The organism is Pseudomonas sp. SB113, assembly GCF_040754745.1.
Classification (GTDB): domain Bacteria; phylum Pseudomonadota; class Gammaproteobacteria; order Pseudomonadales; family Pseudomonadaceae; genus Aquipseudomonas; species Aquipseudomonas grimontii.
Genome location: NZ_JBFMHW010000006.1, coordinates 117903 through 132682, shown reverse-complemented (window position 1 = coordinate 132682; position 14780 = coordinate 117903). Strand labels below are relative to the sequence as shown.

At 63.2% G+C, this 14780-nt stretch carries 16 protein-coding genes; 15 read left to right on the top strand and 1 reads right to left on the bottom strand.

The genetic code is table 11. The features are described 5' to 3' along the window. Nucleotides 1-81 precede the first annotated feature (81 nt). Nucleotides 82-915, top strand: a complete 834-nt coding sequence (locus AB1462_RS10255) for an NAD-dependent epimerase/dehydratase family protein (protein ID WP_367246677.1) — start codon at nt 82-84, stop codon at nt 913-915. Here the strand turns inward: AB1462_RS10255 and AB1462_RS10250 are convergent. Beyond that, entirely contained in the window at nt 855-1634 is a 780-nt protein-coding gene (locus tag AB1462_RS10250) for a FadR/GntR family transcriptional regulator (RefSeq protein ID WP_090402432.1), read from the bottom strand. The two genes, AB1462_RS10255 and AB1462_RS10250, sit on opposite strands and share 61 nt — an antisense overlap. 314 nt (nt 1635-1948) lie before the next feature. Here AB1462_RS10250 and AB1462_RS10245 point away from each other — a divergent pair, with 314 nt between their 5' ends. From AB1462_RS10245 to AB1462_RS10180, 14 genes are all read left to right on the top strand, one after another. After that, the gene (locus tag AB1462_RS10245; RefSeq protein ID WP_159934447.1) at nt 1949-2614 is read left to right on the top strand and encodes a response regulator transcription factor; all 666 of its coding nucleotides are present in this window, start codon (nt 1949-1951) and stop codon (nt 2612-2614) included. Further along, entirely contained in the window at nt 2601-3992 is a 1392-nt protein-coding gene (locus AB1462_RS10240; protein ID WP_074845964.1) for a sensor histidine kinase KdpD, read from the top strand. The genes AB1462_RS10245 and AB1462_RS10240 overlap by 14 nt, the downstream gene beginning before the upstream one ends. 136 nt (nt 3993-4128) lie before the next feature. Beyond that, complete coding sequence (locus AB1462_RS10235; RefSeq protein WP_074845961.1) at nt 4129-4329, top strand: Flp family type IVb pilin; 201 nt, start codon at nt 4129-4131, stop codon at nt 4327-4329. A 21-nt stretch (nt 4330-4350) separates the two neighbouring features. After that, complete coding sequence (locus AB1462_RS10230) at nt 4351-4911, top strand: prepilin peptidase (protein WP_259194498.1); 561 nt, start codon at nt 4351-4353, stop codon at nt 4909-4911. Between the two features lie 15 nt (nt 4912-4926). Next, entirely contained in the window at nt 4927-5832 is a 906-nt protein-coding gene (gene cpaB / locus AB1462_RS10225; RefSeq protein ID WP_259194497.1) for a Flp pilus assembly protein CpaB, read from the top strand. A 69-nt stretch (nt 5833-5901) separates the two neighbouring features. After that, on the top strand, nt 5902-7419 hold the full coding sequence (locus AB1462_RS10220; RefSeq protein WP_083381357.1) for a type II and III secretion system protein family protein: 1518 nt from the start codon (nt 5902-5904) through the stop codon (nt 7417-7419). A gap of 17 nt (nt 7420-7436) precedes the next feature. Beyond that, complete coding sequence (locus tag AB1462_RS10215; protein ID WP_259194495.1) at nt 7437-8093, top strand: CpaD family pilus assembly protein; 657 nt, start codon at nt 7437-7439, stop codon at nt 8091-8093. 15 nt (nt 8094-8108) lie between these two features. Further along, nucleotides 8109-9326, top strand: coding sequence for a CpaE family protein (locus tag AB1462_RS10210; protein ID WP_367246676.1), 1218 nt, complete (start codon nt 8109-8111; stop codon nt 9324-9326). Nucleotides 9327-9343: 17 nt separating this feature from the next. After that, nucleotides 9344-10705 (top strand): CpaF family protein, encoded by a 1362-nt coding sequence (locus AB1462_RS10205; RefSeq protein ID WP_074845946.1) that lies wholly within the window; start codon nt 9344-9346, stop codon nt 10703-10705. Beyond that, nucleotides 10705-11706, top strand: coding sequence for a type II secretion system F family protein (locus AB1462_RS10200; RefSeq protein WP_218023880.1), 1002 nt, complete (start codon nt 10705-10707; stop codon nt 11704-11706). The genes AB1462_RS10205 and AB1462_RS10200 overlap by 1 nt, the downstream gene beginning before the upstream one ends. After that, nucleotides 11703-12662 (top strand): type II secretion system F family protein, encoded by a 960-nt coding sequence (locus tag AB1462_RS10195; RefSeq protein ID WP_367246675.1) that lies wholly within the window; start codon nt 11703-11705, stop codon nt 12660-12662. Before AB1462_RS10200 ends, AB1462_RS10195 begins: the two co-directional genes overlap by 4 nt. Nucleotides 12663-12688: 26 nt before the next feature. Then, nucleotides 12689-13552 carry a tetratricopeptide repeat protein gene (locus AB1462_RS10190; RefSeq protein ID WP_367246674.1) on the top strand — a complete coding sequence of 288 codons (864 nt, stop codon included), beginning with the start codon at nt 12689-12691 and terminating at the stop codon, nt 13550-13552. After that, on the top strand, nt 13552-14082 hold the full coding sequence (locus AB1462_RS10185) for a TadE/TadG family type IV pilus assembly protein (RefSeq protein WP_259194493.1): 531 nt from the start codon (nt 13552-13554) through the stop codon (nt 14080-14082). Before AB1462_RS10190 ends, AB1462_RS10185 begins: the two co-directional genes overlap by 1 nt. Then, complete coding sequence (locus AB1462_RS10180; RefSeq protein WP_074845932.1) at nt 14082-14675, top strand: TadE/TadG family type IV pilus assembly protein; 594 nt, start codon at nt 14082-14084, stop codon at nt 14673-14675. Before AB1462_RS10185 ends, AB1462_RS10180 begins: the two co-directional genes overlap by 1 nt. Nucleotides 14676-14780: the final 105 nt, after the last annotated feature.

The following is a 14780-nucleotide window of genomic DNA, read 5'->3' as shown; positions in this document are numbered from 1 at the left end:
AGCCCCCACGACTTGCCTGGCGAGCGCGCATCGCTCGACAGGCAAGCCACCTGCATTCAGCGTTCAATGGAAGACCTGACCATGACCACACAACCCAAACCCTTCACGCGCATTCTGCTCACCGGCGCCGCCGGCGGCCTGGGGCAAATCCTGCGCGAAACCTTGCAGGCCCATGCCGACATCGTCCGCGTCTCGGACATCAGCCCCATGGCGCCGAGCCGTGGTGAGCACGACGAAGTGATCGCCTGCAACCTGGCCGACAAGGCCGCCGTTGCGGCGCTGGTCAACGGCGTCGACGCCATCGTTCATTTGGGCGGGATTTCAGTGGAGCGGCCATTCGAGGAGATTCTCGACGCCAATATTCGCGGCACGTTCCACATTTATGAGGCGGCGCGACAACAGGGGGTCAAGCGGATTGTGTTTGCCAGCTCCAACCACGTCACCGGTTTCTATCCCCAGGACGTTGAACTGGACGTGCACTCACAGCGCCGTCCGGATGGCTACTACGCGCTCTCCAAGGCCTACGGCGAAGACCTGGCGGCGTTCTACTTTCACCGCTACGGGATTGAAACCGTGAGCTTGCGCATCGGCTCGTCGTTCCCCGAGCCACGCAACCGGCGGATGCTTTCGACGTGGCTGAGTTACAGCGACCTGGACCATCTGGTGGCGCGCGCCCTGCTGGCCAAGGACGTCGGGCACAGTGTGGTGTATGGCGTGTCGGCCAATCGGGATCGCTGGTGGAGCACTCGGCACACCGAGCACCTGGGTTTTGCACCCAAGGACAGTTCGGAGCAGTTTCGCGCCAAGGTCGAGCAGCAACCGCCAGCGGCGGCTGATGAACCGGGCAGCGGGCTTCAGGGCGGCGCGTTCACCGCGGCCGGGCCATTCGACAATTCGGCGGCGGCGGCTTCATAGGCCCGGCGCATACGCTCGCGGCTGTTGGACAGATGCAGGCGCATCGCCGCCCGAGCCGCATCGGCGTCACGGCGCAGGATGGCTTTGTAGATGTCCTCATGCTCACGACTCAAGCGCTGCAGGAAGGGTTCCTTGTTGTCGTTGGCCAAGCGTTTTGAGTGCAGGCGTGTGCGCGGCAGGATGTTGACCCCCAGGTGCAACATGATATCGGTGAAGTAGCGATTGCCCGTGGCCAACGCGATCTGCTGATGAAACTGAAAGTCTGCCGACACCGCATAGTCGGCACTCACCGCCCGCGAGTTCAGCGCATCCAGCGAGTCGCGCATCACCTGCAATTGCTGGTCGGTCCGCCCCACGCACGCCAGGCCGGCGGCCTCTACCTCCAGGCTGATGCGCAACTCCAGCACAGCCAGCACATCCTGCAAGGTCACGATGGTGTCCGGATCGATGCGAAACCCGCTGGGGCTGGGAATATCCTTCACAAAGGTGCCGACGCCGTGCCGGGTTTCCACCAGGCCCGAAGCCTGCAGACGCGAAATGGCCTCGCGCACCACCGTGCGGCTCACACCATGTTCGGCCATCACTTCGGATTCGGTGGGCAGCTTGGTGCCACGCGGGAGCTCACCGGTACAGATGCGCCGGGAAAGCTCGGTGACCAGTTCTTCGGCCAGGCTGCGGTGCCGGCGGCGAACGGTGGGCTGGACGTTCGGGTTGTCCATCAAGAACGGGTATCTCGGTTGGCGGAGGAACGCGCATCATAGCGCATTCGGTTGTACGACAACCTTTCCTGTAGCTCGCAGCGCACCCGCGCGGTGATCTCACGCACCAGCGCGGCTAAACACAGCCTCCCCCCTGGGCCGGGCACTCGCCACGCCGACCAAACGATAAAAAAGCCAGATGGAGCATTTACTCCTGGCTCGCCACAACTGATAATGATTCTCAACTCACCCATTTAACAATTCTTAACTGAGCATTTTCCACGGCGCTTGGTACAAGACCCCCGCCTCTATCCCACACTAGAAAGGAGTTCTGCATGCGTGTTCTGGTGGTAGAAGATGACAGCTCAGTCAGTCACTGGCTTGGCAGCAAATTGCATGCCTACGGCCACAACTGTCGGCTGATAGACAATGGCGAAGGTGCGTTACAGATTCTCAAGAATGAAGCCTTCGATGTGGTAATCCTCGACCGCATGCTGCCGCGCATGGATGGGATAGAAGTACTCAACCGCCTGCACGGCGTGGCGCGCCCGCCCATCCTGATCCTGTCGGCCAACGACCAATCCAGCGATCGCGTGGAAGGCCTTCGCGCCGGTGCCGACGATTATCTGGGCAAGCCCTTTGACTTTACCGAGCTGTTGCTGCGCCTGGAGCTGCTGGCCAGGCGTCACAACCAGACCGCCCAGGAAGACTGCATTCAGGTCGAAGACATGCAGATCGACCTGGCGCGCCGGGAAGTCACTCGTGCCGGGCGGCGCATCGACCTCACCGATAAAGAGTTCAAATTGCTGCAGGTATTGGCAGAACATGTCGGCCAGACCGTGACCCGGGGCATGTTGCTGGAGAAAGTCTGGGGTTATCACTTCGACCCACAAACCAACCTGATCGACGTACACCTGTCAAAATTACGCAACAAACTCGACAAGGGCTTCGAGCGCGCAATGATTCGTACCGTTCGGGCAATCGGCTATGTATTTGGTTAACCGCAACCTGAAACTGCTGCTCAACACCAGTAACTTTCGCCAAGCCACCACGATTGCCTTCATCTGCCTATTGGTAGCCCTGGCGTCGATCATCCTCAGCAACCAGTTGCTGGTGGTTGTGATGCGCAGCCATGTGCGCGACATGATCCTCACCGACGTACGCACCCAGCAATATCACGGGCGCTTGAGCGATGCCCGCGAAGCCGCGCGCAACCTGCTCAACGGCCAGGCCCTGGAGGTGCGCAAGGACCGCCACTCGATCGTCTTTGACGAAGCTGGCAACGCCCTGTTCGGTGATGCCCGGCTGCTGCCGAAGATGGACTGCCCTGCTCCGTGCAATACCAACTGGCGCCATGGCACGCTGCGCACCGCCAAAGGACGCGAAGCAGACATCCTTGGCCTACTGATGCCACTGCCGGGCGGTGGCCAGTATTTCAGCGCCTATGACTTGCGCCCCATGCTTGAACGCACGCGCATGATCCCGCTGATCGCCGGTGCCGGACTGCTGGTCATCCTGCTGTCCATCGTGTTGATCAGCCTGCCGTTCAGCATGCGCAACCTGTACCGCATCAACAGCATCCGCGATGCACTGGCACGTTATGCCGGTGGCGATCACAGCGTGCGCGTACCCTATGCCCAACAAGGTGATGAGTTCGACCGCCTGGGCCTGGAGATCAATCAGGGCCTGTTGCGCATCAACAAGCTGATGGACGAAGTGAAGAACATCAGCACCCACATCGCCCATGAACTGCGCACCCCCCTCACGCGCCTGCAAAGCCGCCTGCTGAGCGCAGTGGACATGGTCGACGGCCAAGCCCGCGTTGAGCTACTGCAAGCGGTGCAGGACAGTGAGCGTATCCAGAACCTGTTCCGCGCGGTGATGAGGGTCGCCGAAGTGGAGACCGGGCGCCTGGCCTATCAGTTCGAAACCTTCCCCGCCCATGGCCTGCTGGCAGATGTGGTCGAGTATTACCTGCCGCTGGCCGAGGAGCGCTGCTGCCCGCTGCTGATTCAAGCCCCCCGCGACTGCTGGCTCTACGGTGACAAGGCCCTGCTGTTCCAGGCCATGGCCAACATGATCGACAACGCCCTCAAATATGCACCGGCTGGCCTGCCCATCACGCTCAAGGCGTATCAGAACCCGGAGTACTGCTACCTCTGTGTCGCCGACCTCGGCCCAGGCATTGCCGCAGCCCAACGCACTACCGCAATTGAGCGGTTCCAGCGCCTGGACACCAGCGGTGGCACACCGGGCAATGGCCTGGGGCTGACCATGATCCGTGCGATTGCCGAACTGCACGGCGGGGACTTGATCCTGGAAGACAACCAGCCTGGCCTACGCGCCATGATCCAGCTGCAAAAGCACCCGACGGCCTGAAACAGCGCGTTCCTTAAGCATTCTTAATAATTCGGCTGTTGATCTCCAATTGAGAATAAATCCTAATATCACCACCTCGCCGGGAGCGTCTCTTCTCCTGGCACCCCTTTGTTTTCAACCCTTCAGGAGCCTCTCCATGGCCAACCGCCTTAAAGCTTTTCTCGCTGACGAAAGTGGTGTGACCGCCATCGAATACGGGATTCTCGCCGCCGCCATGGCCGCCGCGATCGGTGTGATCTTTGGCTCCGAAGGGGTGTTCGTCACTGCGCTCAAGGAACGTTTCGCGTCCATCGCCGACCAGATCACCAACACCAACAACCCCGGTACCAGCAAGTAAGCGCTGGCGACGGAGCGAGTCATGCCATCCACGCTTGCCTTCCTGGTGCTGATCCCGGCCTTGTGCTGGGTGATCTGTACCGACCTGCTGTACCGGCGCATCCACAACACCCTGGTACTCACTCTGATCGCGCTGTGGGTCGCCTTGCCAGTGATGGCATTGCTTGGTCAGGGCCCGTGGGCAGCGTTTGGGCACGGCGAGATCATGCATGAACTCACCGGTTCTCTGACCGGCGCCGTCATCGTGCTGCTGGTGGGTTACGGCCTGTTCAGCCTGGGCCAAGTCGGGGCCGGTGACGTCAAGCTGATGGCGGTTATGTGCCTGTGGATCGACTGTGATGACCTGATGGCTTTCCTGATCATTACCGCGCTCTCCGGCGGCATGCTCGCCCTGGCACTGCCGCTGCTGACCCTGATGGAAAACACCTGCGCGCGGGGCTGGCTGAAGGTCGGCCGGCGTTACCCGCAACTGAACATTCCAGTGCCCACGGTGCTCACGCCAGATCGTCCGCAAGGCATTCCCTACGGTTTGGCCATTGCCAGCGGTGCGTTCTACACCTTGTTGTTTCCTATTCACTCTTGATCTCGGGCTGATCCCATGAAAACCCCCTCCATTCTTCTGCTGGCCGGTGCCCTGGTCGTGGCCGGCGGTGCTGCCCTGCTCGCCCGGGCCTTGCTCGCCACTCCACCGAAACCGCCGGTGGTGCAACAGGTCGTGGCGCCGGTCGTCGAGCCCGAGCCCAAACAAGCGGTCCTGGTGGCCTCACGCAACATCAAGCCGGGCGAATTCATCGATACCGCCAGCGTGGAATGGCAAACCACCGAGCACACATACTCGCCCCGGCAGTACTTCCTGCGCGAACAGGACACCATCGACGTGCTGCTCGGCGCCACCGTGCGCCAACCCATCGCCAAGGGCCAGCCGCTGATCAACAACCTCGTGGTGCGTCCTGGCGAACCTGGCTTCGTCGCCGCCGTGCTCAAACCGGGGATGCGTGCCGTGGCCGTGCCGACCAATGCCGTGGCCAGCAGTTCCGGCCTGGTCTCGGCCGGCGACCGGGTCGACGTGATCCTGAGCCTGAACCTCGCCGCCGAAAGCAAAAGAAGCACGGGTGCGTCCGACGGCCTGCCGAAGCTGGCGTCCCAGACCTTGCTGCGTAACGTCCGCGTCCTGGCCCTGAACAACGTTACCCGCAGCGACATCAGCCTGCGTGAAAGCCCAGCCGACCTGGCCTTACGCAAGAAGCAACGCCGCGACACCGAGTTCTACGAAACCGTGACCCTTGAGGTGCCTCCGTCACAGGCCGAACGCCTGGCGCTGGCGCGGGAAATCGGCACCCTGCAACTGGCGCTGCGCGGCATCGCAGAAACCTCAGGCGACGGCCCGCAACCAGGCAGCCAGAGCGCGACCACCTTGCGCCAGGCCACCCGGATTTACGACGGTTTCAACCCACCGATCCAGGCGTTTCGCGGCGCCCAGCTGGAAATGGTCAAGGTCAACTAAGCCGACATTCACCCCTATTCATAGCCAGCCGTGACGCTGGCCGTACTCGCCTACTCGGAACCCGACACCATGAAGTTCGCCTCGAAGACTCCGGCGTTGACGCTGGCGTGCGCCCTGAGCATCAGCTCGACCTGGCCAACCATCGCCCTGGCCGAAGAACCCGCCCAGGACTATCCCGAAGATCAGGTCATCGGCCCGGTGCATCCCGACACGCCCGAAGACGCCCAGGCTGATGGGGCCGAGCAGGTGTTCTACACCCCACCGGCCAGAAACCCGCGCTTGCCGGCCAAGCTCACCGAGGTCAAAGAGACCGAAGACATCCAGTTGCTGGTCAAGCAAGGTCGCCTGCTGCAACTACCGCGCGCGGCGGCCAAAGTGCTGGTGGCCGATCCCAAGGTCGCCAGCTTCCAAATGCCTTCGAGCAGCAGCGTGTTCCTGTTTGCAGAAGGGGCTGGCACCACCACCCTGTATGCGCTGGACCACAACGACGACGTCATCGCGGCAATCCGCCTGGTGGCCCGCCACGACCTGGCGGCCCTCAGCGAGCAAATCAATAACGAAATCCCCGGCGCCCACGTCGAATTTGGCCCCTCCTCGGGCAATGGCCTGATCGTGCGCGGCCAGGTGCGTACCCCGCAACAAGCCAAGCAGGTGATCAGCAGCGTGCAGGCCTACCTCGGCTCCAGCGATGACAAAAACGGTGGCCAGGGCGGTGGTGGTGGCGCAGGCGGTGACGTACCGCCACCCCGGGTGATCAACCAGTTGAAGGTGGAACTGTCGGCCCAGGTCAATATCAGCGTGCGCATCGTCGAAGTGTCGCGCAGCCTGAGCAGCCAATTGGGCATGAACTGGGAAGCCACGCTGAAGAACAACAACTACTTCTTCAGCAACGCCAGCAGCTTGTTTACCGCCACCAACAGCGGCATCACCCCGCTGCGCACGGCCACCAATGCGGTCGCGGGCGGCTCCCACACCCGCGGATCCACCAGCGTCGCCGGGCTGCTCACCGCGCTGTCCGAAGACGGCCTGGCCACGGTTCTCGCCGAGCCCAACCTCACCGCCATGTCGGGTGAGACTGCAGGCTTCGCCGCCGGTGGCGAAGTGCCGATCGTGATCATCACCAACAACAACGTGAGCATCGAGTACAAACAGTACGGGGTGATCATGCGCATGACCCCCACCCTGCTCTCGCCCAACCGCATCAGCCTGCACGTGGCCCCGGAAGTCAGCGACCTGTCGGACGAAGGCGCCGTGACCCTGGAAGGCAACGTGATCCCCGCGTTCAAGGTGCGCCGCGCCGACACCACCGTCGAACTGGCCAGCGGCCAAAGCTTCGCCCTGGCCGGCATGTTGCGCAGCAACATCAACCAGAGCGTCACCGGCGTGCCGGGGCTCAAAAATATTCCCGGCCTGGGCCGCCTGTTCGAAACCGAGAACAGCGACCAGCAAGACACCGAACTGGTGATCATCGCCACCGCCTACGTGGTCGAGCCCACCAGCCCCGGCGATTTGCAGACACCCGGACGCGGCATTCGCGCCCTCGACACCCAACTGCCGAGCCAGGCATCCGCCGGCTACCTGTACTGAGTCACGGAGAGATGCCCATGCCTGCGATCAAACCCTTGTTGCCCCTGCTGGCCGTGGCCCTGCTGCTGGCTGGCTGCGATCACCAGATCAACCAGATGCGCGAAAACCGCTTCCAGCCGTACAACCAGGCCCAGGCGCCGAGCGTCAAGCCCCAAGCATTAATGGCCGCCCTGCATACCAATGGCACTGGCAGCCTCACGCCCGACTCCCTGGCCAACCTCAACACCCTGCTGCGCAGCCAGGGCCGCCTGCATAACCAGACCCTGACGCTGCGGCCCTTCACTCCGGCCGGTGAAACGCTGAGCAAACGCCTGGCCACGGTCCTGCGTGAACTGGGCACACCGGTACAACAAATCATCGTCGCGCCGGTACAACTGCGCGCCGGCAACACCAGTGATGAAGACCTGCAAGTGGTCTCCGAGGCCATGGTGGTGACAGTCCCGGACTGCGTCATTGCCGATGGCCAGAGCTGGACCGTCAAGCCGTTCCAGGCCACCGGGCAACTGGGCTGTGCCAATCGCGCCAACATTGCGCGCATGGTCGCCGACCCGCGTGACCTGGTCCGCGCCCAGGCCTTGGACAGTGGCGATGGCAACACCGCAGTCAACAGTGTGACCCGCTACTACGACGATGAGCCGCGCGAGTTGCTCGACATCGACTTCAGCAAGAACTGACCCTGGAGCCACGCCATGAACGACTCGAAAACCTCGGGCAGCCTGCCGGACCTGCTGCTGTTTGCCGCCAACGCCGAGCAGGCGCGGCTCTACGGCGAACACCTTGTACGCCTCGGCTACGCGGCCGAAAGCGCGCGTACCGGCGGCGTCGGTGCGGCCATCGAATGGACCCGCGCCCATCCGGTGCCAGCCCTGTTACTGGTCGACCTGGACGACGAAGCCCTGCCGCTGCACGCGATCAATGAGCTTAGCGAGAGCTGCGATCCGGCGTGCCAGATCATCGCCCTGGGCAGTCGCCAGGACATCAACCTGTACCGCACGTTGTTGCACCATGGTCTGTTCGACTACCTGATCAAACCCGTCCCGCTGGACCAGTTGGCCGACACCCTCACCCGCGCTACCGGCAGCGATCAGCACCTGCCCGCGCGCACCGGCCGCACCATCGCGGTCACCGCCGCGAGTGGGGGGGCGGGCACCAGCACCGTAGTCAGCGGCCTGGCGCGCTTGCTCTCGGAGCACCGTCATACCCACTGCGCGGTGGTCGACTTCGACCGTGCCAACGGCGACCAGGCATTGCTGCTGGGCTATGAGGGCGAAGCCGGACTGACGGCCGTATTGGCCAGTGAAGAAATCGACACGCGCTTTTTGCAACGGTCCATGGGCCAGATCAACGAACGCCTGTTCCTGCTCGCCCAGGAAGCCAACCTGCATTCCGCTCCGACGCTGGATGCCGAGCACTTGATGAACCTGGGCGGCAACCTTTGCCATATGTTCAACCAGGTGATCTGGGACCTGCCCGCCGGGCGGCCCTCGGGGGCCCTGGAGGTACTGGACAACGCGCAGACGCGGATTATCCTCACCGACCTCACCGTACAGGACGCCCGCCACACCCTGCGCCTGCTGCGCGAAATCGGCGACGAGAGCAGCGGCCAGCACCTGCTGCTGGTGGTCAACCCGACACGGAATGCCGGTGCGGGCCTGATTGATCGGGCGCAATTCGAAGCCTTCGTGGGCCGGCGCATCGACCTGGTACTGCCCCATGTCGGCAATGTGCTGAGCCAAAGCCTGTTGCGCGGACCGCTGAGCCTGGCCGGCGTACCGGCGTTCGAAAACGCCCTGCTAGACCTCGCCGACCTCGCCTGCGGCCGCCAACCGGCCAAACGCTCGGGCACCCCATTGAGCATCATCACCCGCTTGAAGCACGCCCTTGGGCGCCCACGTACAGCGGCCTGAGCCAAGGAGAACCGCGCATGCTCATCCGTCAACCGAAGAAGCCCCAGGCCCGCGCAACACCTATGCCTGCCGCCGCCCCTGCCCCTCAGGAAGTGCGCGCCACCAGTGTGCAACGCAGCGCCGCCAGCAAAGCCGTGGACCTCACCGCCCTCGCCCACCGCAAGCTGATTCGCAGCCAGCTTTACGATCAGATCGACCCGCTCAAAGCCGCGAGCCTGGGCCGTGACAAACTACGGGTGCAGATAGAAACAGTGATCCGCCGCATCTGCGATGACAATCGCCTGCAGCTGTCGCGCCAGGAAGAAGAAAGCATCGGCGAAGAGATGCTCAACGAAATGGTCGGCATCGGTCCAATCCAACCGTTGCTCGCTGACGACTCGGTCAACGACATCCTGGTCAACGGTGCCGGCCAAGTGTTTGTCGAGCGATTCGGCAAGCTGGAACTGTCGCCCATCACCTTTATCGACGAAGAGCATGTGTTCAACACGGCCCAGCGCATCGCCGCCGCCGTCGGCCGGCGCATCGACGAAAGCCACCCGATGGTGGATGCACGCCTGGCCGATGGCAGCCGGGTCAACGTGATTACTTACCCGCTGGCCATCGACGGCACCACCATCTCCATTCGTAAATTCATGCGCCGCAACATGTCCCTGGAAATCCTCGCCGAGCGCGGCGCGATGTCGGCGCAGATGGCTGAGGTGCTGCAACGGGCGATGCTGGCCAAGCTCAATATCATCGTCTCGGGCGGCACCGGCGCGGGCAAGACCACCTTGCTCAACGCCCTGTCGCAGAAAATCAGCGATGCCGACCGCATCATCACCATCGAAGATGCCGCCGAACTGCAACTGCAGCAAATCCATGTGGTGCGCCTGGAAACCCGCCCGGTCAGCGCCGAAGGCACCGGCAAGGTCGACCAGCGCGACCTGGTGCGCAACGCCCTGCGGATGCGCCCCGACCGCATCATCCTCGGCGAAGTGCGTGGCGGTGAAAGCTTCGACATGCTCCAGGCGATGAACACCGGCCACGATGGGTCGCTGTGCACCGTGCACTCCAATACCCCGCGCGACGCGATCATGCGCATGGAAAACATGGTGATGATGGCGAGCATGCAACTGCCGCTGGAAGCGATCCGCCGCCAGATCGCCAGTGCGGTCAACCTGATCGTGCAGATCGAACGCATGCGCGACGGCGCGCGGCGCGTGGTGTCTATCACGGAAATCTGCGGCATGGAAAACGACGTGATCCAGACCCAGGAGCTGTTCGGCTTCAAGACCACCAGCGTCGATGCCAAGGGTCATCTGATCGGCGAGTTTGTCGCCAGCGGCCAGCGCCCGCAGTTCTATACCAGCCACGCCCATTTGTTTGAAGGGCAATGCTGATGGACGCCCTCCTCGACCTGTTTACCCTGCTGGTGTTTGTGCTGGTGCTGCTGGTTTTCCTGGCGGCGCGCAGCCTTAACCGCCGACGCCGTGCCGACGAGGCCAACCGCCTGCGCCTGGAACGCCTCAAGGCCTTGTTCGACAGCCACGAAGCCCCGGCAGCCAGGCCTTCCGGAGCATTGGCCGAGGCCGAAAGCGTGCTGCGCGAATTGGAAAATCCGCCCCTGGAAACCCTGCCAGTGCTTGGCCCGGCCATCGCACGGGTGTGGCTGAACCTGCGAGTGCTGGGTTGGCACAGCAGCTTGCGCACGCGCGTCATCCTGCTGAGTCTGTGCAGCCTGATGATCGCGGTGCTGCTGGGCCGTGAAACGCCGATGCCGCTGCTGTTCGGCAGTCTATTCGGCTTGCTCGCTTTTTTTGGTATCGGCAACGTGCTGTACCGCAACGCATTGGGCAAGCACCTCAAGGAACTGCGCCTGAGCCTGCCCCAGGCCATTGACGCAATCACCCGCACCGCCCGCGCCGGAGTGCCGATCAGCAACGCCTTCACGCTGGTCGCGGAAAATATCCCCGGCCCCCTGGCGGTGGAATTTGCCCTGATCGACAACTGGCTACGCCTGGGTGTGCCACTGCGCCAAGTGATGCAGGATTCGACGTTACGTGTGCCGCTGAACGAGTACCGGTTTTTCGCGGTGATCCTGATCATCAACCAGGAAGCCGGTGGGCGCCTGGGCGAGACCCTGGATCGGCTGTCCGCCACCCTGCGCGAGCGCCACGAGTTGCAGCTGAAGATCCAGGCCAAGACCTCCGAAGCCCGTGCCTCGGCAAAGATTGTCGGCGCGCTGGTGCCGTTGTCCCTGGGCTACATGTACCTCAATTCGCCCAAGGATTTTCACTTCCTGCTTAACGACCCCACCGGCAACAGCGTGCTGTTCTATGCCTTCGGCAGCGTGACCCTGGGCCTGTTGATCACCCACATGATGGTGCGCAGAGTGCTATGAACCCACTTGATGATCCCCTCATCCAAGGCGCTCTCGGCCTGCTGTTATGCGGCCTGGGCGTTGCACTGATCGGTGCGTATCGGCAGCAGCGGCCAGACGATCTGGCCCTGCGCCTGGGTAAAAAGATCATGGATGCCACGCACGCGCCTATCGACGACAACATTCTGCGTGGCCAGGGCCTGCAACTGTCACCGCGCCTGCGCGCGCTGTTGCTGCCCCTGGCGCAGGTAGGCGATAAGCTGGCCGGCACCGCCAGCGACCGCGAACACTTGCGCCGCCTACTGGGCATGGCCGGCTTTCGCAGCCGCGAAGCCCTGGGCCTGTTGATGAGCGGCAAGTACGTCCTGGGCCTGGCGCTGCTGTGCACGGTGTTATTCGGCGTGCTGGAACCTGGCTCGCGCATGAGCCTGAACGGTATCGCCGGTGGCCTGATCGCATTGTTTGTCGGCACCACATTGCCGGAGCTCTGGCTCAAGGTCCGCGCCGGCCAACGTGGCGGGCGTCTGGATCGCAGCCTGCCGGACGCCCTGGATTTGATGGTGATCTGCGCCGAAGCCGGCCTGCCGCTGGGCCGGGTGCTGCAAGTGGTGTCCCGCGAGATGAGCCTGTCGGCCGTGGAAATGGCCGATGAGTTGCGCTACACCCAGGCCGAATTGCAGATCCTCAGCGATCGTCCCAAGGCCCTGCTCAACCTCGCTGAACGCACCGGCGTGCGCAGCGTGGAAGTGATGGTCGCCACGCTGATTCAGGCCGAGCGCTACGGCACGCCGTTGTCCCAGGCGCTGCGCACGATTGCCGATGAAAGCCGCAAGACCCTGATCCTCAACCTTGAAGAAAAGGCCGGCAAGTTGCCGGCGCAACTCAGCGTACCGCTGATGACCCTGATACTGCCGCCGATCATCGCAATGATGGGTGCCCCGGCGATGGTGCGCATCATCCGCCTGCTGGGCAGTTGAGCATGATTTTTCGGAGCCCCACTACTATGTCCCGTGCCTTGCCTTTTGTGCTGTTGTTCAGCGTGTTGACCCTCGGTGGCTGCAGCAGCCTGTCGTCGTTGAACCATGATACCACTGCCGTCACCGGCCTCGACAGCAAGGAAGCCAAGGAAGCCCTGCGCCTGGCCCGCGTGCTGCGCGACAATAGCCGCCTGCCAGGCGCCTATGAAATCTACGAGCGCATGGACCAGCGCCAGCAACTCAAGGGCGTGTACCTGATCGAGTACGCCAGCGTCGCCGCCCAGGTGCGCCCGCCCCGCGAGACCTTTGCGCTGTACAACCGTGCCCGCCAGGAATTGGGCGGCAATCTGCAAGCAATGCCCGGCGACCAGCGTGTGGCGCTGTGCAGCGGTCTGGCCCGCGCGCGCCTGGCCATGGGCGGCGCGGCCCTCGCGGCCAAGGACTTCCAGTGCGCCCTCGAGGTGGAGCCCGAAAACCCGCAAAACCTCAATGGCCTGGGCGTCGCCTTGAATATCCAGGGGCAAAACCGGGCCGCTCGCGAAGCGTTTGAAAAAGCCCTGACCATCGACCCCTCGAATGTCGCCGCCACCAACAACCTGGCCCTCAATTGGCTGCAAAGCGGCGACAGCGCCAAGGCCATCGGCCTGCTCACCCAGCCCCGGGAAAGCCGCGACGCCTCACTCAAACTCAACCTGGCCCTGGCCTACGTGCTCGACGGCCACGACGACACCGCGCGCCGCGTGCTGCTGGAAAGTATCGACCCAAGCTACGCCGAACCGATCCTGCGCGACTTCCAGGCCACCCGCGAGCGCATCGCCAACGGTGCGCCGCTGGCCAGCGAATTACTCGCCGCGAGCCAGCGCCCCCTGGCACTCGCCGAGCAACGTTGATGAGCCGTGCGCTGAAGCGTCTGTGGCGCGGACAGGATGCCGTCACTGCCACCGAAACCGCGTTCATCCTGCCGGTGCTGCTGTTCGCCGTGATGATCCTGTTCGAACTGGCGCGTATCGCCATGGTGATCGGCATCGGCAGCCTGGCCCTGGAACATGCGGTGCAGGATTTTCGCGCAGAAGAGAGCTTCTACCTGAAAAGCGCCGACGCCCTGCAAGTCGACATAGAGACCCGCATGCTCAGCTACTCCTATGGCTTTCTCGGCGAGAACAACCTGGAGATCGATGTGTTGCCGTTCGACAACCTGCACCTGTTCGGCCAGGACCGCCAGAGCGCCACCGCAGCGGAACAGGCGGAGCAGGCGCAAAACTTCAAGTCGCCGCCGATCCTCAGCATCACTGTGGACCTCAGCCAGACCTTCATGACCCCGTTGCCCGGTCTGTTCGGGCTGGGCAGCGGCTTCCAGTACCAATACCGCCACCTGCTGGGCAACCTGCCCAGCGAAGACCCCAGCGAGGACGACACCTGATGCGCAGCCTGCCCCGCCGCCAACGCGGCACGGCCATGATGGAGGGCATCCTGGTGCTGCCCCTGCTGATCGGCACCGCACTGGTCAGCGCCGACCTGTACAACGTGCATCAGGCGCGGGCCTACATGGAGCAGTCGGTGCACAACATCGCCTCGGTCCTCGCCGCCCAGCCCAGCCTGGACAGCGATGGCCTCGACGCACTGCTGCGCCAGGCTGCGTCGCCGAAAATCCTCGGCGACTACCAACTGGTGATCAGCAAGGTGTCCCTGGACCGCAACATGACCTGGAAGCCCCTGCAACGCGGCGCCGTCACTGGGATCTGCCCCAGCTACAGCCAGGGCCAGCACTACGTCGGCGGCTTGCCCGAGGAACAACCGCCGAGCAACGACGAGACCGGCGAGACCACCACCAGCAAGCGCTCCTTGCTGGTGGTGCAACTGTGCCGCAACACCAATACCTTGCTGCTGGGCAGCGGCTTGCTGATGGACAAGGACATCGAGGCCCTGGCGTTCAGCCGCATGCTGTATGACGAGCCGGAGTTGGATAAGCAATTGTCCCGGGAGGCTGGGCTGGAAGACGAAGATGCGGGCTGATGGCCTGCCTTGGCCCTCCATATTAAGCATTCTTAATGAACCGACGATTGCCCGATATTGGGAATAGTTCTTATCTTTGCCCGCACTGCGCAGCCAACGATGAGC

Coding starts and splice junctions, on each gene's coding strand:
- AB1462_RS10250 (WP_090402432.1), bottom strand. CDS start 1,634: ATGGACAACCCGAACGTCCAGCCCACCGTTCGCCGCCGGCACCGCAGC.
- cpaB (WP_259194497.1), top strand. CDS start 4,927: ATGAAAACCCCCTCCATTCTTCTGCTGGCCGGTGCCCTGGTCGTGGCC.
- AB1462_RS10190 (WP_367246674.1), top strand. CDS start 12,689: ATGTCCCGTGCCTTGCCTTTTGTGCTGTTGTTCAGCGTGTTGACCCTC.
- AB1462_RS10255 (WP_367246677.1), top strand. CDS start 82: ATGACCACACAACCCAAACCCTTCACGCGCATTCTGCTCACCGGCGCC.
- AB1462_RS10230 (WP_259194498.1), top strand. CDS start 4,351: ATGCCATCCACGCTTGCCTTCCTGGTGCTGATCCCGGCCTTGTGCTGG.
- AB1462_RS10180 (WP_074845932.1), top strand. CDS start 14,082: ATGCGCAGCCTGCCCCGCCGCCAACGCGGCACGGCCATGATGGAGGGC.
- AB1462_RS10245 (WP_159934447.1), top strand. CDS start 1,949: ATGCGTGTTCTGGTGGTAGAAGATGACAGCTCAGTCAGTCACTGGCTT.
- AB1462_RS10210 (WP_367246676.1), top strand. CDS start 8,109: ATGAACGACTCGAAAACCTCGGGCAGCCTGCCGGACCTGCTGCTGTTT.
- AB1462_RS10240 (WP_074845964.1), top strand. CDS start 2,601: ATGTATTTGGTTAACCGCAACCTGAAACTGCTGCTCAACACCAGTAAC.
- AB1462_RS10200 (WP_218023880.1), top strand. CDS start 10,705: ATGGACGCCCTCCTCGACCTGTTTACCCTGCTGGTGTTTGTGCTGGTG.
- AB1462_RS10185 (WP_259194493.1), top strand. CDS start 13,552: ATGAGCCGTGCGCTGAAGCGTCTGTGGCGCGGACAGGATGCCGTCACT.
- AB1462_RS10235 (WP_074845961.1), top strand. CDS start 4,129: ATGGCCAACCGCCTTAAAGCTTTTCTCGCTGACGAAAGTGGTGTGACC.
- AB1462_RS10215 (WP_259194495.1), top strand. CDS start 7,437: ATGCCTGCGATCAAACCCTTGTTGCCCCTGCTGGCCGTGGCCCTGCTG.
- AB1462_RS10205 (WP_074845946.1), top strand. CDS start 9,344: ATGCTCATCCGTCAACCGAAGAAGCCCCAGGCCCGCGCAACACCTATG.
- AB1462_RS10220 (WP_083381357.1), top strand. CDS start 5,902: ATGAAGTTCGCCTCGAAGACTCCGGCGTTGACGCTGGCGTGCGCCCTG.
- AB1462_RS10195 (WP_367246675.1), top strand. CDS start 11,703: ATGAACCCACTTGATGATCCCCTCATCCAAGGCGCTCTCGGCCTGCTG.